Origin of the sequence: Carnobacterium viridans (genome assembly GCF_900102725.1) — a bacterium.
Taxonomy (GTDB): domain Bacteria; phylum Bacillota; class Bacilli; order Lactobacillales; family Carnobacteriaceae; genus Carnobacterium_B; species Carnobacterium_B viridans.
Map to the genome: position 1 here is coordinate 1,018,335 of NZ_FNJW01000008.1, position 20,250 is coordinate 1,038,584.

16 protein-coding genes are annotated in these 20,250 nt (G+C 34.8%); 3 read left to right on the top strand and 13 right to left on the bottom strand.

The genetic code is table 11. The annotated features are described in order from the left end of the window. Positions 1–65 precede the first annotated feature (65 nt). The gene (locus BLT48_RS06290) at positions 66–1,031 is read left to right on the top strand and encodes an asparaginase (protein ID WP_089976290.1); all 966 of its coding nucleotides are present in this window, start codon (positions 66–68) and stop codon (positions 1,029–1,031) included. Between the two features lie 45 nt (positions 1,032–1,076). On the opposite strand, the gene BLT48_RS06295 is transcribed toward BLT48_RS06290, so the two are convergent. From BLT48_RS06295 to BLT48_RS06315, 5 genes are all read right to left on the bottom strand, one after another. Continuing rightward, entirely contained in the window at positions 1,077–1,829 is a 753-nt protein-coding gene (locus BLT48_RS06295) for an acyl-[acyl-carrier-protein] thioesterase (RefSeq protein WP_089976293.1), read from the bottom strand. 224 nt (positions 1,830–2,053) lie between these two features. Next, positions 2,054–3,835 (bottom strand): ABC transporter ATP-binding protein, encoded by a 1,782-nt coding sequence (locus tag BLT48_RS06300; protein ID WP_089976297.1) that lies wholly within the window; start codon positions 3,833–3,835, stop codon positions 2,054–2,056. Beyond that, complete coding sequence (locus tag BLT48_RS06305; protein WP_089976300.1) at positions 3,822–5,582, bottom strand: ABC transporter ATP-binding protein; 1,761 nt, start codon at positions 5,580–5,582, stop codon at positions 3,822–3,824. Before BLT48_RS06305 ends, BLT48_RS06300 begins: the two co-directional genes overlap by 14 nt. A 329-nt stretch (positions 5,583–5,911) precedes the next feature. Next, positions 5,912–6,760, bottom strand: coding sequence for a glycosyltransferase family 8 protein (locus BLT48_RS06310; RefSeq protein ID WP_035020176.1), 849 nt, complete (start codon positions 6,758–6,760; stop codon positions 5,912–5,914). Positions 6,761–6,871: 111 nt separating this feature from the next. Beyond that, positions 6,872–7,729, bottom strand: a complete 858-nt coding sequence (locus tag BLT48_RS06315; protein ID WP_035020178.1) for a glycosyltransferase family 8 protein — start codon at positions 7,727–7,729, stop codon at positions 6,872–6,874. A gap of 340 nt (positions 7,730–8,069) precedes the next feature. Between BLT48_RS06315 and BLT48_RS06320 the strand changes: the two genes are divergently transcribed. Further along, a complete protein-coding gene (locus tag BLT48_RS06320) occupies positions 8,070–8,627 on the top strand; it encodes a hypothetical protein (RefSeq protein WP_089976303.1) in 558 nt (185 codons plus the stop codon). Between the two features lie 310 nt (positions 8,628–8,937). Here BLT48_RS06320 and BLT48_RS06325 read toward each other — a convergent pair whose 3' ends face one another. After that, a complete protein-coding gene (locus BLT48_RS06325; protein ID WP_035020182.1) occupies positions 8,938–11,997 on the bottom strand; it encodes an AAA family ATPase in 3,060 nt (1,019 codons plus the stop codon). A gap of 1 nt (position 11,998) precedes the next feature. Then, on the bottom strand, positions 11,999–13,129 hold the full coding sequence (locus BLT48_RS06330) for an exonuclease SbcCD subunit D (RefSeq protein ID WP_089976307.1): 1,131 nt from the start codon (positions 13,127–13,129) through the stop codon (positions 11,999–12,001). A 202-nt stretch (positions 13,130–13,331) separates the two neighbouring features. On the opposite strand from BLT48_RS06330, the gene BLT48_RS06335 reads away from it, so the two are divergent. Then, entirely contained in the window at positions 13,332–13,769 is a 438-nt protein-coding gene (locus BLT48_RS06335; RefSeq protein WP_035020185.1) for an acyl-CoA thioesterase, read from the top strand. 54 nt (positions 13,770–13,823) lie between these two features. Here BLT48_RS06335 and BLT48_RS06340 read toward each other — a convergent pair whose 3' ends face one another. The 6 genes from BLT48_RS06340 to BLT48_RS06365 form a co-directional block, all read right to left on the bottom strand. Then, complete coding sequence (locus BLT48_RS06340) at positions 13,824–14,390, bottom strand: 5-formyltetrahydrofolate cyclo-ligase (RefSeq protein ID WP_035020186.1); 567 nt, start codon at positions 14,388–14,390, stop codon at positions 13,824–13,826. A 36-nt stretch (positions 14,391–14,426) separates the two neighbouring features. Beyond that, positions 14,427–15,053, bottom strand: a complete 627-nt coding sequence (locus BLT48_RS06345; protein WP_035020187.1) for a cyclodeaminase/cyclohydrolase family protein — start codon at positions 15,051–15,053, stop codon at positions 14,427–14,429. 35 nt (positions 15,054–15,088) lie between these two features. After that, positions 15,089–16,765 carry a formate--tetrahydrofolate ligase gene (locus BLT48_RS06350; protein WP_089976311.1) on the bottom strand — a complete coding sequence of 559 codons (1,677 nt, stop codon included), beginning with the start codon at positions 16,763–16,765 and terminating at the stop codon, positions 15,089–15,091. 180 nt (positions 16,766–16,945) lie between these two features. Beyond that, positions 16,946–18,145 (bottom strand): dicarboxylate/amino acid:cation symporter, encoded by a 1,200-nt coding sequence (locus BLT48_RS06355; protein WP_089976314.1) that lies wholly within the window; start codon positions 18,143–18,145, stop codon positions 16,946–16,948. 219 nt (positions 18,146–18,364) lie between these two features. Next, the gene (locus tag BLT48_RS06360) at positions 18,365–19,060 is read right to left on the bottom strand and encodes an ABC transporter ATP-binding protein (RefSeq protein WP_035020190.1); all 696 of its coding nucleotides are present in this window, start codon (positions 19,058–19,060) and stop codon (positions 18,365–18,367) included. Beyond that, on the bottom strand, positions 19,060–20,136 hold the full coding sequence (locus tag BLT48_RS06365) for an ABC transporter permease (protein WP_226776581.1): 1,077 nt from the start codon (positions 20,134–20,136) through the stop codon (positions 19,060–19,062). Before BLT48_RS06365 ends, BLT48_RS06360 begins: the two co-directional genes overlap by 1 nt. Positions 20,137–20,250 lie beyond the last annotated feature (114 nt).

Here is a 20,250-nt window from a genome sequence, read left to right on the forward strand (position 1 = left end):
AAGTAAAAAAACGTGGTATACTACTAACAAAAATGATTGGTTTTTGTTTTATAGGAGGAATTATAGTGAAGACAATTCTTGTACTGCATACTGGCGGAACCATCTCAATGAGTGAAGATCAAACAACTGGAAAAGTATCACCAAACTCAGAAAACCCTTTAAATAAACGCGGTCATTTATTTGATCATGTGGCGAATATGATTGTCGAGGATTTTTTCCACTTACCCTCTCCGCATATGACACCTGATAAAATGCTTTTATTAAAAAATAGAATCCAACAAGCGATTGCTGCTAATGAAGCGGATGGAATCGTCATTACCCATGGAACAGATACATTGGAAGAAACAGCGTATTTTTTAAATCTGACACTAAAAACGACAATCCCGATTGTTGTAACAGGTGCTATGCGTTCAATCAATGAAGTCGGCTCTGATGGACTTTACAATTTCCAAAGTGCTATTTGGGTCGCTTTATCTGAAGAAGCTAAAGAGAAAGGTGTTTTGGTCGTGATGAATGATGAGATTCATACTGCACGATATGTGACCAAAACTCACACAAGTAATGTGGCTACTTTTCAAACACCTACATTCGGACCAATTGGATTGATTTCAAAAAATAAGGTACTCTTTTTTCAAAAATTAATCGAAGAAGAAGTTTATTCAATCGAGACGGTAGATAAAACTATTTTTCTATTGAAAGTTTACGCTGGAATGGACGGAACCTTATTTGATGCTATAAATCAACCTACTACTGATGGCCTTGTGATTGAAGCTTTAGGTGCTGGGAACCTACCACCGGCTACTTTACCTGCTCTGAATCGTTTGATAGCCAATCATATTCCTATAGTGCTTGTGTCACGCTCATTTAACGGTATTGCACAAGATGTTTACGATTATAAAGGCGGAGGCAAGCAGCTGAGAGAAGCTGGCGTTATTTTTGCAACTGGATTCTCAGGCCCTAAAGCACGTATTAAATTACAAGTGGTCTTAAGTCAAGGTGACTTATCTCGCTCACTTGAAGAATATTTTTAAGAAGAAACCGTTCAGTTAAACTGAACGGTTTTTTCCTTTTTTTAGTTACTCAATTGTTTTCCATTCAATACTGGCTTCACAATTTGTAACTCCTTCAGCCACTATACGATGGGCTGTGGTCATGTCGTTGTCTGTATTTTTTGTAGCGCTCATTTCACTGTGAATCAGTTGTCCATAATGAACTTCTTTTTCAAACTTGATTGTCATACGTTTTATTTCATGCGTTGTGAGAAACTCAAGATTTAATGTATCTATGGCCCACTCAATGTATTTAGAGTTGTTTACATGTCGGTTGCTATCAATGTCTAAGTATCTTACACGGTATTCTTTAGAGATCATATTTTCTTCATCGACTTTTATTGGCTTTGGACTGCGCACCAATTTCTTGGTAAATTCGGCTTCGTACGGTGCTACAATCTCATCTGGTACACGCGCCATCTTACGTTCTTTCACATTCATCAAAGCAAATGTGCTATTAACCGTCACACATAAATTGCCTTTTGTATCATATACTTTAAATATTCGGTAACAAAACAATTTATTGTAAGAGGTAGCTTGGGTTGTAATAGTGATTGTTTCATAAAAAGCCGGCATACGTTCAACTTTCACTTCATACTGAAGGATGATCCATGCTAACCCTTTCTCAGCTAAAACTTCGTCCCCTACTCCTAATAAATGGCTTTGCTCACCAGATACGTGAAGCATAATATTTAACAGCATAGAAAGTGTCATTTTTTGAGTTGTATCACACTCGTAATATTTAATTTGGTGCTCTTTTTCGTATATTTTCCCGCTCATTCAAAGTCCTCATTTCCTTTTAACATTCTCCTTTAAGGATAGCACATTTTTATTAAAAACACCTGAAAAATAAGGCATTCATTACCATTTTCGCTTCAACCTATTTTAAACATTGGAATTTTGAGCTAGAAAAAAGAGACTAAAAAAACTTAGTCCCTCCTTTTTACATTATTGGCTTTTTCGGTATTTTATTCGTTCATTTACTTGTGGATACACTTACCTTATTACATCTTTTTCAACAATTCAGCTTGAGTTGAATACAACTGGTAATACAATCCTTTTTCAGCCATTAACGCATCATGGCTACCTGATTCTTGAATTTTCTTATTTGCAATATAAAAAATACGCGAACTGTTTTTTATTGTTGACAGCCTATGTGCAATAATAAATGCTGTTCTGCCTTCCAATAAGCGATCTAAACCTTCTTGCAACAAGATTTCTGTTTGGGTATCAATACTGGAAGTGGCTTCATCTAATATGAGTACTTTAGGATCAGCTAGCAAGGTACGAGCAAATGAAATCAACTGTCTTTGTCCAGCAGATAATGTGCTGCCGCGTTCCTTGACAACGGTACGATAGCCATCTTTCAAAGCAATGATAAAGTCATGTGCTCGGACGATTTTTGCAGCACGTATGATTTCTTCTTCAGTAGCGTCTAACTTACCAAAACGAATATTTTCCAGAATGGTTCCAGAAAAGATAAATGTCTCTTGGAGCATCACGCCTATTTCATTTCTTAATGAATTTAAGGTTACTTTTCGAATATCGATCCCATCTACTAAAATTTCACCAGAATCTATATCGTAAAAACGAGTCATTAAATTAATAATAGTCGATTTACCAGCGCCAGTCGGACCAACTAGCGCAATAGTCTCTCCAGAACGAACTTGGAACGAAAGATCTTCAAAGATTGGTTGGTCCTTTTTATACCCGAATGTTACATCATTAAACACAACATATCCTTGGATAGGAGGCAATTCAAAGGCATTCGGTTCATCTTGAATTTCTGGTTCAATGTCCAGTAATTCAAAAATACGTTCCAAGTAAACCATACCCGTTACTAGACTGTTATAAAAATTACCAATATTGATCATGGGATTCCAAAAGTTATTAACATAACCAATAAAGGCAATCAATATACCGGTAGATACATCTATTCCTAGTCCATTTAATCCAACAAAATAAATAATTGAAATGGTTAGAGTAGCAATGTTTTGAATAAATGGCGCAAGCAAAAATTGAATTTTCACTGCATGCATCCAAGATGATCGCTGATCTTCACTCACTTCTGAAAAAATATCTCTATTAACATTTTCTCGCGTAAATGATTGGGTAACCTTGATTCCAGCAACACTTTCATGAATATAAGCATTTAATCCTGCTTGTTTGCTACTGACTTCTTCATATGCTTCACGTTGTTTTTTTTGAATCACTAAAGTTACAACAAATAAAACTGGCAGTAAGATAAAGCTATAAAGCGTTAATCGAACGTCCATGGTAAACATTATCGCTAATGTAACAACTAAACTCATGACGTCAGATAAGACATTGATTAAACCATTAGACAATAAATCACTTAGCGAATTAATGTAATTTACGACACGGGTAACGATTTTCCCATGAGGACGACTATCAAAGAAAGAAAATGGTAGCTTTTGCAAATGGACAAAAACATCGGTTCTCATATCCTTTAACACGTTTTGTCCCAATAAAGTGATGTTTCTTATCCGGTATCTTGAAGACCAGCCGCCAAATAACTGCGCCAACGAAAACAAAATAATGATCCACATCAATTGTGTTGTGTTTTTTGTAGGAATTGTTTCATCAATAACAATACTTGTAAAGTAAGGTCCTAAAACTAAAACAACATTCGAAACCAGAATCGCGAAAAAGAGTTTTAAAAATCCACTTTTATATGGTGCAAGATATTTACCGACTCTTTTTAATAGGTTCGTATTTTTTACTTGTTTATTCTTTTGTTCAATTGAACTTTCAGTCTGCTCCATTTGTTTCTACCTCCTCTTCATCAGATTGCCCTAATTGTTTCTGATAAATTCTATAGTAATAGCCTTTTTTATCTAGTAGAGAAGCATGATTTCCTCTTTCGATGATTTCTCCTTTAGATAAGATGATAATTTCATCAGCAGATTTTACAGAGGATATTCGATTAGCAATAATGAAAGTTGTTTTCTCCTTCATTATCTCGCCTAATCCCTGTTGGATTTTTACTTCTGTTTCCATATCTACAGCAGAAGTTGTATCATCTAAAATTAAAATAGACGGGTCCTTCATCAGCCCTCGTGCTAAAGATATTCTCTGCCGTTGTCCTCCAGATAATCCACTACCGCGTTCTCCTAAATACGTATTATACTTTTCAGGCATACCCTGGATAAATGGATCAGCATCTGCTACTCGTGCACTTTTTTGAACACGCTCGAGATCTGCTCCAGGAGTTCCAAATGAAATATTTTGTTGAATCGAATCGGAGAATAGGAAGACATCTTGCATAACAATTGCAATGTGACTTCTCAACTCTCTAACATTCCATTTTTTTGCATCTATTCCATCAATCAATACTCTTCCCTCAGTAGGGTCAAAGAAACGTGAGATAAGGTTAACCAAAGTTGATTTACCCGAACCTGTCTCTCCTAGAATCCCAATAGTCATACCTGGCTTAGCTTTTAATGAAATATGGCTCAAAACAAGGGTTTCAGGATCATCCGCAAAAGAAAATGAAACATCTTGAAATTCAACAATACCTTGAATGGTTTCAGCAGATTCCTTTTCTTCAATAGGAATCATCGGCTTAGCTGCTAACATTTCACGGATTTTATAAGAAGAAGCAATGAACCGTTGCAAGTCATTCACATACCAACCAACATTACGCATTGGTAAATTTAGCATCCATATAAAACCATTAAACGCAACCAAATCACCCAAACTCATAGACCCACTGATGACTAAAAATCCACCATATCCTATCGTAATGACTGATAAAAGACCTGCAAGTGTTTCTAATGGTGGTAAATAGGTTCTTGTTACATTAGCAGAATCCATATTTCGTTGTTTATAGTCTTCGTTATATTGATCAAATTTTTCTTTCTCATAATCTTCTCTTGCAAAAGCTTTAATCACTTTATTTCCACTAACATTCTCTTCAACCATTGAATTTAATCTCGAAAAACTTTCTCGAATTTCATAGTAAACAGCGTTGGCTTTTCCTGACAACAGAACCGTTAGTATCCCTATAAAAGGTGTAACAATTAATAATGCCAGCATTAATCGCCATTCTATGAATCCCATTACTATGATTGCTGAGACCAACAACAAAAGATTGTCTAGAACATTATAAGACAACCATGAAATGGCATGACGAATGGCATCCGTATCTCCAGACATCCGAGCCATAATATCTCCTACGCGTGTATTATTGAAAAAAGCAAAATCAAGTTCTTGAAGTTTTTTATACAAGGCTTCTCTCATTTGGTAGATAGCGTCTTGCCCTATCTGTTCAAACATAATCTGATACACATACCTTAATACTGTCCGCAACACTGTTGCGCCGACCATTAAGGCTAACAACGGAACTAAAAGATTGCTTTGTGCATCCACAATGACTCGATCGACAATTTCTCCCCCAATCAATGGGGAAACAATGTTTAGTACCGCGACAATGACCACCATAACTATTCCCACTAAAGCTTTTACCTTATTTGATTGGATGTACTGTGAAACCCACTTAATACTACTCATACAACAATGCCTCCTACTCTTACTTTTCATATACCAATAAGCAAGTATACTTTTCGTACAATTTATTTACTATTCGAGCTTCTAGTAACTAATTCATTTATTCTTTTCTATTATATTTGATTAGGAATATGAATACACTTATTCTGCTCACTAGTGTCGATTATGTACCTCTATTTTTTTAGTTGTATCACTATTCATTTACTGTCAAATGACCATTATTAACGAACACAACTAAACTCAAAAAAGTTGCACTGGCTACATCGAAATACGTAAAAAGGCTGGAATAGCATTCCAGCCTTTTTTCCATATAGTTAAATTCATTTGTCTAATTAAAGCAATTTGGTTTCTTTTTCCACTGGGAAGAATGTTTTTTCACGAATATCAAAATACTGTTCTCTAAACGGATGGTCAGAATCGGCATTCCAAGGTTTAGCATGTCCACAGAAATGAATAACAGCAGGATTTTCTCTTGCCTCATCCCATTTTAATTGTCCTTGTATGGTTGGGTGTTCTTTTTCCTGCAACATCATATACGTTTGTGCATTCCAACGCGGATCCAGTTCTAACCATCTATCATGTAAGATAGCATTTAATGCATCTTGGTCATGAAACCTTAATTTTTCAGGATTATTTTCAATGAAAGCTAAGACTTGTTCAGTTATTCCCTGTTCACGCCATTTTTCTAAATCCATAACCATAAGACCTGAGTTAAAATAAAGATCTGTTTCGCTCTCAATTCCCATTTTCTCTAATCGATTATGGAACCCAGCATCTTCAACTGCTCCTAGTAATTGATCTCCTAAATCAACTTTCCAAAGTGCTTCAATATCTTCTAGCGTAATCATATCGCAATCCATATAAATAGCACGCTTAGTTTCTTTTAACAGATTCGGTATTGAAATACGGTAGTAAGCCGTTTGTGGAATCCGATCGCTTTCTACTGCTCCTGAAAATTCAGCAGGATCAATTGTGACATAACTGATTCTTGCATTGTATTCCCCTACTGTGCGATTCAATAAAAATTTTGAACGAAGAGAAATATTATCATCAATCACATAAAAGTGAAAAGTTGTATGTGGTTGTTTCGTTGTTAATAGTGAAAGAAAGAGTGTTGCCAAGTGTGGTACAAATGCTTCATTGCTCGATGAGACAATTGAGATACTTTTTTGTTCAACCATTGGTAATTCCTCCTTAAATTTGTTTCGTACTTATCTTGTCTATGGTATCTAAAATGCACAAGACAAGTATCCATTTGTAGAAGAGCAACTCTTCTAATTGCATTATTTAGTCTAATTAACAGCATCTTTTTTAGTTGCTTCATCATAAAAAGGTGTTTTTTTTAATTCTTCTAAATATTTTTTTGTATACGGATGGTATTCATCAGAATTCCATGGTTTATCGTGTCCTGTGAAATGTATGATGGATGGTTGATTAACAGCTTCTTTATAAGCTTTAGCGTAATAATCATTCGGTGGTTGATGCCTTTCAAATACTAAGGAAGTTTGAGCATTCCATTTTGGATGAAGTGCATACCACTTCTCATAAAGAGTTCCGTTCAAGGCATCTTGATCATGATAGATAATCTTATCTGTTTGTTCTTCAAGAAACGTCAATGTTTTCTCAGTGATTTTTGCCTTCCGCCAATTAGGCAAATCCATTAACAACAGGCCAGAATTAAAGTAGTAATCTTCTGTTTCAATCCCTAATCTAGGATGCACCAAGGCTTGTCCAGGATCAATTACAGCACCAACAACTTTATCTCCTATATCCGTTTCATATAGTTTTGAAACATCATCTAATACTAAAACATCACTGTCGATATACAATACTTTTTCATAATGTTTATCTTCTAATAAATCAGGTAATGATATTCTATAGTAAGCTGTTTGTGTAATGTGGTCGCTCTCCATAACGTTGGCATACAATTCTGAATCCACTTCTAAATAATCAATTGTAGCCGTGTGATTGGAAATACTTTCTTCTAATTTTTCTTTACTCTCAGAAGTTATGTGATCATCAATAATGTAAAATGCTACGTCGTAATCACTGGAAAGATTGTCTAAAATTGTTTTTAGAGTGACACTTAGATAAGGTGCATAGTTATTATCTGCAGCACTTACAATCGGAATTAGTTTTCTTTCTCCCATTTCCAACCATCCTTTCTTTCAATTTATTAAATAAGCATGAGTATTTAATTAAGATTTGATTTCTGTCTATACAAAATTCTACCTCTTTATTCTTTCTTTTACAAACGATACGCCTTGATATAACAACGTTTACTTTAAAAATTTTTAAAAAAGCGTATTCAGCAATCGTTTTCATCCTCCTGTGACATACTTTCTTTGACTTTTAGTTTTTTAATACTATAGAAAAAAATATTTTTCATGTATACTAAAAACAAATTCAAAAATACATATTATTCTTTATTTGTAAAATTAGCTTGCCTAATTTGTCACGATAGTAAATGAAAGAGAAGAAGGTCTTATAATGAAAATTTACCTTATGTTAACCGATACAAACACTGTTTTTTCAAAAGCTATTAAATTGTACACAAAAGCAACGTATAATCATGCTTCCATTGCTTTGGAACCTTCATTATTAAAGCCTTACAGTTTTGGTCGTAAGTATGCGCATAACCCTTTTTGGGGTGGTTTTGTAGAAGAAGACTTGTCTCGTCACTATTTTTCAAGAGCCCAATGTGCTATTTATACATGTGAAGTATCCGAAGAACAATATAAAAATCTCGTTGAATTGCTGTCTTTTTATCATCAGACTAAAGATATTTACCGCTATAATTTAATTGGTTTAGTTACTTTAGCTTTAAATATTGATTTCGATAGGAACGACTCTTATTTTTGTTCACAATTTGTAGCATCCGTTCTTGACGAAAGTGGCATTCATACATTTGAAAAAGAGCCGCATTTTGTTACACCTGAAGATTTAAGTCAACTTTCTATATTTGAACAACTTTATTCGGGTTCGTTAATGGACTACCTTTTAATGGTTTCTGAAGAACAGACTAAACCTCAGTTATTATTATCATAAGTCTAATGAAAACAATATGAGAGTGGGACAAAAAGCGTTTAGACCCGAATCTTCTAACGCATACCTTATCTCTAAACGACTAAAGCCGCAAGAGCTAGGGCAACTGGAGAGAATAAGCGTAGTATGGTCATCGACCATCGAGCATGATATAGAAGCACTTTAAGCTTGCGCCTACGTGTATCATGTCTGTACGTAGCTAAAGCAACTGCAGCCATGACAAAGTGGATGCCGGGTCTGTTTTGGAGCATGTTTTAAAGTGAATAGTCGTGTATATAAATAAGAGGCTGGGATTTTGTCCCAGCCTCTTATTTCAGATTTTTATAGTAGCATGGCTTCCTCTAGAAGATTTTGTTACTTCAATATGAACGGGTATTCTCGTTTTCAACTCTTCAACATGAGAAATGATTCCTACTAATCGACCACGTTGATTTAATTCAAATAATGTTTCAATCGCACTATCTAATGAATCCACGTCTAGCGTTCCAAAACCCTCATCAATGAATAAAGTATCTACACTGACTCCTCCACTATGATTTTGAATTACATCACTTAAACCTAAGGCTAGTGCTAAAGACGCTTTAAAACTTTCTCCACCCGATAAGGTTTTAACGCTTCTTTTCATGCCAGTATAATTATCAAATACGTCTAGATCCAATCCCTTAGGTCCTGCACCTTTTGTTTTTTCTTTATTGCGGATAAGCGAGTAACGATTAGTCGTCATTTGAGTAAATCGTGTGTTCGCTGCTTCAATGATTTCTTCAAAATAAATCCCTAAAACATATCGCTCAAATGAAATATAATCTGTTTCTTTTGATCCATTGGCCATTTCAGATAACTCTTTGTACATTAGGTATTCCTCTTGTTGATCCTTTTTTGCATGATGGTTTAGTTGAATTTGAGAAAGAATCGATTGTACAGTTTTGTTCGTTCCAATCTGTTCATGTTGTTGTTCTTTCAACAATCTACTTTCACGTTCAATTTCTTGATTATCCAGTGTATACACTTCACAGGATTGAGTGGCGCCTTCTTTTTCAAGCAATCTTTTTTGTTCCTTGATATTTGTTTGATTCGTCCATTTCTTCTTATCAAAAGATTCTATTTCTTCTCCCCATTGTTGCTTAGTTTCTTGGTTTACTAAATAGCTTTCAAAAGTATCCTCTAAATGGTTTAACGCTAATCGTTGCTTAAATTTTTCTTCCATCTCAGACTCTCGTTCAAGTAGATTCTGTACTTGTTTTACTAAAGATTTCGTACTCGTCTGGTACTGGGTCAACATTTTTTCTAGCTGAATTTTCTTTTCTTGAGCTTCAATGTAGTCACTTTCAATTTGTGTGATTTCATTTGTTTTTTCTTCAATTTGTTTATGCAAAACTGATAAATCCGTTTCTGTTACAGTTTCATTTAACAACTCAATTTCGATTGTCAATTCATCGATTCGTTTTTTATTGTATTGAACCAGAGAGTGAAGTTTTTGACTAGTTGCTTCTTTTTCTTTTATTTGAAGTACTTTTTCTTGTTTATTCTTCTCGATTTCCCCTTCTGTATTTACTCTATTCTGCAAATCAGCTAATTCTGTTGTTAATTGCTGCTGTTGCTTATTTTCATCAGATACTTGGTGTTCAATTTTATTCAATTCTTCTTGTACGTCATTTTTTCGAATAGCTAAGTTTTCTTCACTAGAATGAATAGCTTTATTTAACCCTTGTAATTCAATAGAGATCCGATCAAACTTCATACTCGCTTCATTTTTTTGTATTTCCAACTCTTCTAGCATTTCTTTTGAAATCGTGTCTGATGACACTGTCGCAGGAGCGGGGTGATCAAGCGATCCACAAACAGGACATGCTTTATCTTCTTCTAAATCATTCGCTAGAACACCAGCGATATTTCGATTATAAATCAACCGTTGTTCTTGGTAGTGCCTTTCTATTTGAGTATATTGATTTTCTGTTTCTCTAAATTCATTCGCTTTAACTGCTTGTTTTTCTAAAAACACACTGAGCTCAATTAAAGACTCTTGGTGTTTTTTAGTTTCGTATTGTCTTTGCTGTAAATGACTTGCTTCGCGCTGTTTCTCCAACATGTCTATTTTTGCCTGCTGGATTTCTTTCAGTTCAAGTTCTTGTTTTTTTAATTGTTCTTCCACTGTATCGGCTTGGCTTTTCAGTAATTGAATCGCCTGTAGATGTTGTTCATTTTCTTTTTTTAAATCAGCTTGCCTACCATATTTGGCTGCTTGTTCACTCAGTAATTTTTCTTGTTCTTTCAATTGAATCAATGCTTCTCTCTGATTCGGCAATTGTTGATAAGCTATTTGTAAAGCCATATCATTTTTTCCTGTTTCATTTATTTGAGCTACTGTTTCAATTAACTTCTGTTGTTCTTCATATTCTTCTTTTTCAATGCCCTCTTTCTCATTAACGATTTTTTCCAGTTGCCGTTTTACTTCCAAACAATCTTCTGCTTTTTTTGTAAGCGCTAAATTCACACGTTTGGTTTCAATTATTTCTTTACTGTCATCCAATAAATTCTTTTCTTTTTCTAAAGAATCTACAACAGTTAACAACTCTATTTTTCGTTGATTCCTATGATATTTCTCATCTAATGTTGCGAGTTCTTTTTCAATGACTCCAATTTTTTTTTGATAACTTTCAACTACATGACCCAATTCCTTTATAATCGTTGGTATATCGAAGTATGCAACAGCTTCATTTAAAATGTCGTTAGAGTGCTCAGGAATCATTCCGACAAATTGTTGTAAAGTACTTTCACTTTGGTTGATTTCTTGTTTTAGTTCGCTGGCCTTTTCTTTTAAAATCGATTGAAATTCTTTGATATTATCTGTTTGGAAAATATTCCGAAAAATCTTTTCTTTATCTGCACTGTTAGATTCCAACATCTTTTTAAATTCGCCTTGAGGAAGCATAACGATTTGTTTGAATTGTTCGTACGATAATGACAGCAATTCCTGGATTTCTTTATTTGCTTCATTAATTTTGGTGGTAACTGTGCCATCATGATGAAATTCCACTTCTGAAGACCAGTTTTTCAACTTTCCATTTTTGCCAGGTCCCTTTTGTACTGGACTTCTTTTAATAAAATACTTTTTACCCGCTAGTTCAAATTCTAATTCTACAAAACAGAGCACTTCATCTGTAGCAAATTGTGATTTAAAGGAATCTTTTCCACGACTTGTTCCGCTCGCATCATCATATAAAGCGTAAGCAATAGCATCGAATAGCGTAGTTTTCCCTGCCCCAGTAGGACCACTTACTAAGAAGAGTGTTTGTTGATGAATTTGAGTAAAATCAATCACAACTTTTTCTTTATAAGGTCCAAAAGCATTCATAACTAATTTTAACGGTCTCATGTTACTCCCCACTCTCCATTTCATGCAAAATATTGTTAATGATACTTTTGTGTTCGACAGTTAACTCTTTTTCTTTGTAATGGGCATAAAAATCATCAAAAATATCTTGGACTGATAATTTTTTCAAGTGTTCTTGATGCATAATTGATGCATTTTCTTCGCGTTCTTTTCGAGCCGCATACTCCAAGCCCATCGCATTTGGATAACGACGGCGCAGTTGATTCATTGCATCCATAACGAAATTTTCATCCAGTAATTCAAAAAACACATAATCGTCTGAATGTTGTTCCATTAATGCAGCAAAAAAACCTTTTATGATACGCATATCTCGTTTAGGTTCAATATAAATTGGTTCAATCTCAACATGATTTTTTTCTAACGTCACTAGAGATACTTGTTTTTTGTGCACTGCTTCTGATTTCGAATACTTTAATATCGATCCGCTGTAACGGATACGATCATGCTTTACTTTTTGAGCCTTATGCAAATGGCCCAACGCTACATAATCAAAATCTTCAAATAGCTCTACACTTACGTATTCAGCCGTTCCAATACTTAAAGGTCGTTCTGAATCTGTTGTTTCAGAAGTATCATTGGTTAAATTAATGACGTATCCATGTGCGATCAAAACATTGATCTCTGAAAGGTCCATTTCTTTTTTGATAGCTTCTAGTTGAACCCTTGTGGCATCTTCTAGACTTTTGATTGACTCGTCTTGCAACAACTCTCTTATATAAGCATAATCTGCAAAAGGCAACAAATAAAAATTAACACCTTTAAGAGTTACTTTTCTTGTCACTTCTTTGACGGTTCCTTCAATGTAGAGCTGATTGGTTGCTAAAAGGTCTGCACCATATTCTACTCGTTCATTACTATCATGGTTGCCTGCTATGATCAAAACTGGAAGATCAACTTCTTGTATCAGTCTTGTTAAGACTTTATTCGCTAAGGCTACTGCTTCTTTTGATGGCATCGCACGGTCATATAGATCTCCCGCCATGATTAAAGCGTCAACCTGTATTGTTTTTAATTTTTCAATTAATTGATCAAGAAAATATTCTTGGTCTTCTAACATCGACATTTCATTGACAATTTTCCCAATGTGCCAGTCTGCTGTATGTAATAATCGCATAGGTTCTCTCCTTTGTTACATTCCTTTAAAAAATTTAGCTTATCACTTTTTTTGAACGTTCTTTTATCAAGAAGTATACTATGAATAGCTCACTGAGAACACCAGCTAATGAAACTTAACTAGCTATTCTCCTTTTTATGAACAAAAAAGGCGTTACTTATGCTATCATACTGGTAAACAATCATAAGGACTGAAACGCGATATGAAAAAAACTTTCGACTTGTACGAACATCTTGCTCAATATTATGAAACGGATCAGATGGGAATTATTCATCATTCAAATTATATCCGTTGGTTTGAAGAAGCTAGAACTAATTTATTAGATCAAATGGGCTTTGGCTACGATCAAATGGAAAAACTCGGAATTATTGTTCCTGTTTTAGAGATTGCATGTCTCTATAAATCAATGGTGCATTACAACGACCGTGTTTACATCATACCTAAGATTGAAGCCTTTAATGGCATTCGTTTAACGATCTCGTATCAAATTTTAGATAAGACTAACGGAGAATTGCGGACGACTGGGGAAAGCAAACATTGTTTCTTAGACAAGAAAAATCGACCTGTTTCTTTGAAAAAAAAACATCCGGAACTATTTGATTTATTCGATGGTTATTTAGGTGTTGATTTATCAAAATAAAATCAATTATAAAAAATAAACCCAAAAGACAAAGCTGTCTTTTGGGTTTATTTTTTATAACGAGCTTTTTTCCGTTATTGTTTTCTGAACTGGGATATCAAAAGGTTCTATTGGAAGAGCTGAGGTTACTTGCTCTGAGCAGATAAGTCCTATCGTATGATTCGGGAAGTCTTTCAAAAAACGATCATAGTACCCTCCACCAAAACCGACTCGGTAACCTTTCTCGTCAAAAATCAATCCTGGAACCAATACTAAATCAATCTCCGCTTTCTCTACTCTTTTGGTTTGTGCAGGTTTCGGTTCAATTAGATTATGAAAACCTTTTTCTAATTGTTCCGTACTTGTAAAGTCATAAAAAATCATGGCTTTATGCTCTGGAACACACTTTGGAGCACAAACTATTTTTCCTTCTTTCCAAGCTTTATTGATGATTCCCAATGTATTCCATTCAAATCCTTGGGAAAGCGTCACACCTATTCGCTTGGCTGATTTCCATTCGCTTGACCTAAATAAATTTTCTTCTAGTTTTAGTTCAATTTCTGCTTTTTCTTCAGCAGAAATACTATTGAGTAAAGAAATCATTTTTTTTCGTAATGCTTGTTTTTCTATTTTTTCTGTCATTAAATCCCTCTTTCTATTCTTAAACTTTTAGTACTTTTATGATTTATATGAACGACTGATTTTTTGGTAAACGTTGGTTGCAAGGATTGTTCCTTTTTCTAATAGCTGATTAGCCTCTTGGTTTAATGCTTCTTTTTTATATTTATTTTTCATTGAAGCCGTATTGATATAAACACTTAAACTAGCCCCTTCTAAAGCAGCTTTGCAAAAAACGATTCCAGTTCCAGCATCTGCAATCAGCATCGTATTTCCAATTTTTGATAGTTGCTCAAGCAATTCGATCGCTCTCAGAGCATTTTCCATTATTTCAATTGGAACGACTGAAGCTCCTACCAATGCTTCTTCTATTACGTTTTCTTTATACTCTATTTCGGATTGTGTTTCTTTAGGCAACTTGTAAGCTTGTGCTAGAGGATAAAAAGCCTCTGCATCTTTTTGAATCAACTCTTCTAATCTCAATTTAATTTGTTCTAATTCATCAACTATTTTTTCTACTTCAGTCTCAACGGCTTGATACTTTTTCTTTCCAATAGTAAAATTTCCAACCATACTCCCTAAAGCAGAACCTAATGCAGCCACTAAAGCCGCTGCACCACCTGCTCCAGGTGTAGATTTTTTCGCAGAAAGTTCAGTTAAAAAATGTTCAATCGTTTGCTCTTTCATTGTCATGATCTCCTTTCTTTAATGGTTAAAGAAAATTAAAATAATCCAATGATTCTTCCATCCGCTAACACGTCAATCGATTCGGCTGCCGGTATTTTTGGCAATCCTGGCATCGTCATAATATCACCCGTTAATACAACTATAAATCCTGCTCCAGCAGAAACTTTTACTTTTTTAATGGTCACAATAAACTCTTCCGGTCGGCCTAGTTTATTCTTGTCATCTGAGAAAGAATATTGTGTCTTTGCCATGCAGATAGGTAAGTTTCCGAATCCAAGAGCTTCTAGACGAGTAAGTTCTTTTTTCACTCCAGGAGCCAATACAATTCCTTCACCCCCATATACTTTTTGAACGACTTTAGTCATTTTATCTACCACCGAATCCTCTAACTCATAAGCAAAAGTTAACATACTTTTTTGTTCTGCCACATCAACAACTGCTCTAGCTAGATCTTGCCCGCCGTTACCACCGTTTTCCCAAACATCTGATAAAACCACATTTACTCCGAGTTCTTCACACTTTTCTTTCACTAATGCTAATTCTTTAGCGGTATCTGTTGGAAATTTATTGATGGCTACCACAGTTGGCATATTAAAAACAGTTTGCATATTTTCAATGTGCTTCATTAAATTAGGCAAACCTTTTTCAAGAACTAATACATTTTCTTCTTTTAATTCTTTTTTAGCCATTCCTCCATGCATTTTTAATGCTCTTACCGTTGCTACAACTACAACAGCTGCAGGCTCCAAACCAGATAAACGGCATTTAATATCCATGAATTTTTCAGCCCCTAAATCAGCACCAAATCCAGCTTCAGTAACAACATAATCGGCATATTTTAAAGCTAATTTTGTTGCTTTAATGCTGTTACATCCATGAGCGATATTGGCAAATGGTCCCCCATGAACAAACGCCGGTGTATGTTCCAATGTTTGAACCAAGTTTGGCTTTAACGCTTCTTTTAATAAGGCTGCCATAGCCCCATGTGCTTTCAAATCTCCTGCAGTAACCGGTTGTCCAGCTACACTGTAGCCTACAATAATTTGTTTTAACTTTTCTTTCATTTCTTCCATATCCATTGATAAACATAAGATAGCCATAATTTCTGAAGCTACCGTAATATCAAATCCATCTTCGCGTGGAACACCGTTCGTTTGGCCGTTTAATCCATCAACGATAAATCTCAATTGTCGATCATTCATGTCTACCACACGTTTCCATGTAATATTTCGTGTATCAATCGCTAGTGCATTTCCATGATGAATATGATTATCCAGCATAGCAGCTAATAAATTATTGGCTGCACTGATGGCATGGAAATCTCCTGTGAAATGCAAGTTTAAATCTTCCATGGGTACAACTTGAGCATATCCGCCTCCTGCTGCTCCACCTTTCATGCCAAAAACAGGTCCTAAAGACGGCTCTCTAAGCGCTACTGCAGCTTTTTTGCCTATTTTTTGAAGCCCATCTCCTAATCCAACTACTGTCGTTGTCTTTCCTTCTCCAGCTGGAGTTGGCGTGATAGCCGTTACAAGGATCAACTTACCATCTTTTTTAGTTTCTAAATCCGTTAATTCTAATTCATTGATTTTAGCTTTATATTTTCCATATTGTTCAATCGCTTTGTCATTGATTCCTAATTTTTCAGCAATTTCTACTATTGGTTTCATTGTCGTTTCTTGTGCAATCGTGACATCTGTTTTAAAATCCATATGTATTATCCCTCCAGCTAATCCTAAACTCGTTTTCTTATTCTTATATTACCATTTTTCTTAACCATTTCCTTTTAGAATTGTTTAATCTATTAACGGATTTCTTCTTTTTATTTCCTAATAAAAGAAAAAAACGCTTAGCTAATGTTAAGCTAGACGTTTTTTCTCATATTCGTATCCTTAATTATTCTTTTTTAAAATGTGTTTAAAGTAAATTTTATCCATGATAACTGCAATAGCATTATCTCCTGAAACGTTTGCTGCAGTCCCAAAACTATCTTGCGTTAAATACAATGTTATCAAAAGATTTCCCAATACACCTGTAGGATCTATACCAACCATTGTCATAAAAGGTAAAGCACTCATAATTGCTCCACCGGGTGCTCCAGGTGCTGCTACCATGGCTATACCCAACATCGCAATAAATCCTGCCATCATACCAAACTGCACCGGCATATTGTACATTAATAGGACTGCTGTCACACAAGAAATAACTGTTACAATACTTCCCAACAAATGAATCGTAGCACATAATGGGATGACAAATTCGCGAATTTGTGCCGATACACCATTTTTTTTAGCCACTTCTAAATTCACTGGAATAGTTGCTGCAGAGGACTGAGTTCCAATTGCTGTTATATAACCAGGAATTTGGTTTTTAATTAATATTAAGGGATTTTTCTTTGTATAAAGTCCAGCAATCACAAAAAAGAGTGACACAAGGATGAGTTGTAAACCAATCACAATTACAAATACTTTCCAAAAGACCGAAAGAATTGAAAATACGCTTCCTGTATAACTCAAATTTGCAAAATTACCAAATATAAAAATTGGCAATCCTGGAATAATTAGCGAATTAAGTAGTTTACTGATAATCAAACTAAATTCACTAAAAAAGTTGTACATAGTGTCTCCTTTACCTTGTCCTCTTAACCAAGAGATACAAATCCCGATCATGAAGGAAAAAACAATGGCTGAAGTCACATCCATAATAGGCTCTATAGGAATGGAAAATAGTGGGTCAAGGCTGGATTTTTCACCGATACCTTCAGCACTTAATCCACTATCAATAAATAGTGGAAAGACATTCACAGCTATAAAATAAGCAATAAAACCAGCAATTAAGGTTGAAGAATAGGCCATCAATGTGGTTATTCCCAACAGCTTTCCTGCTCCTTGTGTAAGATCTGCAATACCCACTACCACAAAACCAATGATCATCAATGGGATAATAAAACTTAGTAAACTACTAAATAGAGCAGAAATCGTAACGGGTATTTGAATAATGAAATTCGGCAAAAAAGCCAATTGTCCAAAAATAATACCTAAAATAATGGCTATTAGCAATTTTGTTACTAATCCTAATTTGATTCTTTTCATCTTTTTCCACTCCTTTTATAAAATAAAAAAAGAATTTACTTTTTTCATAAATTCTTCCTTCACTATCCTACCACATTTTTCTATTTCTAACTATTTTTTTAATTAAAAAAATAGTTAGAAATAGAATCAGTCTTCTTACTTATTAAGCTATAAAAAAACAGCTGATACAAATTCGGCAATTACCGAATCTATACCAGCCAATGGCTATTTTATTAAGAATTAGTTTACGGATTGTATAGTTTTTTCTTCTTTAAGTACACCATCTTCAATTCGATAAACGCGGTCACAATATTTCAGCATGCGTTCATCATGAGTAACCATAATAGCAGCTTTATTACGAGATTTCACTTCTTTTGCAATCAACTGGACGACTTCATGAGCACGTGCAGTATCTAAATTAGCTGTAGGCTCATCTGCTAAAATAACGTCAGGACCATTCATAAAGGAACGCGCAATTGCTACACGCTGCCTTTCACCGCCAGATAACTTATCTGGAAATTTCCCCAGTTTATTGTCTAATCCTAAATCAGTTAAGAGTTCTCTTGCTATTTTTTTCATCTCTTCAGTAATGGAACCTTTCATTTTTACGACAACTAATAATTGATCTAGTACAGTCAAATACGGAATCAAATTTGACGTTTGTAGTATAAAACCAATTTGTTCCAAACGAACTTGTGCTAACTCTTTTTCATTCAAAGAGGATATTGCTCTATCTTTAATAAATACTTCTCCTTCAGAAGGTTTCAATAAAGCTCCTGCAATTGCTAAAAAGGTACTCTTTCCTGAACCAGATGGTCCAATAATAGCTACAAACTCTCCTTTATCCACAGTCATTGAAACCTGATTCAAAGCAATTGTTTCATTTTCACTATCTTGATAACGTTTTGTGACATTTTTCAATTGAATACCAGACATTATTCCAACCTCCCTAATGCTGTTAAAGGATCAATTTTAGAAATCTTGATCACAGAAAATAGCGAACTTAAGACACTTATCGCTAGTAAAACGATACTATAAATGATGACCATAGGGAGTTTTAAGTTAAACGGCATACCCTCTGGTAATACTGCAGCAGTAAGATATGTCAGCCCAATTCCTACTAAAATACTGACAGCTGATAAAACGAATACTTGTGAGATAACTGTTTTAATAACAAATCCGTTGCTTCCTCCAATGGCTTTTAACACACCGAATTGCTGCGTTTTTTGATTGGTTAAAACATAAAAGAACACCCCAATAATAAAAGCTGAAATAATAATTAAAAACCACAGCATCATCATGATTGTGCCATTTTCAGCTGTATACCCAGGAACTGCATTTACAGCCTCATCTTTTGTCCCTATCTCAACCCCGTCAATTGTTTCAGTTACTGCTTCCACATCTACATCCGTTCCTTGAAGTAAAATGCCGTTAACTGGATTTTCTATACCATTATCTGAGCCAGGTGCAGCATACTTAATGGCACGAAATTTATCCAACTGTGCAAAAATAACCGGCTGATGATTTAAAGTTTCATTTTGGACAAAACCAATAATCTCCACTTCTTCATTAGATCCATTGATTGCTAACTGATCACCTAAGGAAAAACCGTCTTCTTTCAGCGACTCATCTACAATTACGCCATTTGAATTGCTGTTTATTAGTGCTTTTCCAGAACTGACAGCGGGCTCCATAAATGATCCAGGCTGAATACCCGCTATAAGGACATCCGTCTTTGTTGCATTCTCTTCATCACTGGAAGCAGAACGTATAGAAGCCGAAACCGTTCCCATTGAAGCGACAGCCTCCACTCCTTTTTCGTCTAACAATTGTTCCTCCAAATTTTCAGAAAGAATTGACTTGGAAAAGCTAAAATCCGTTTCCTTTTCAAAAACAATGTAATCTGCCTTCGAATATTTCAACGTCGAAGTTGCTAAATCAGATAACCCTGTTCCAAGACCAGATAATACAAACACAAGCCACGAAATAAATACTATAATTAAACCAATCATAATAAATCTTCCTTTGGAGTGTTTTAGTTCCTTCAGTGCTAAAAACATTTATCCTACCCCATTTCTTTAAGTACTTATCTTTACAAAGAGTAGTATACAACAAAGTGACACTAG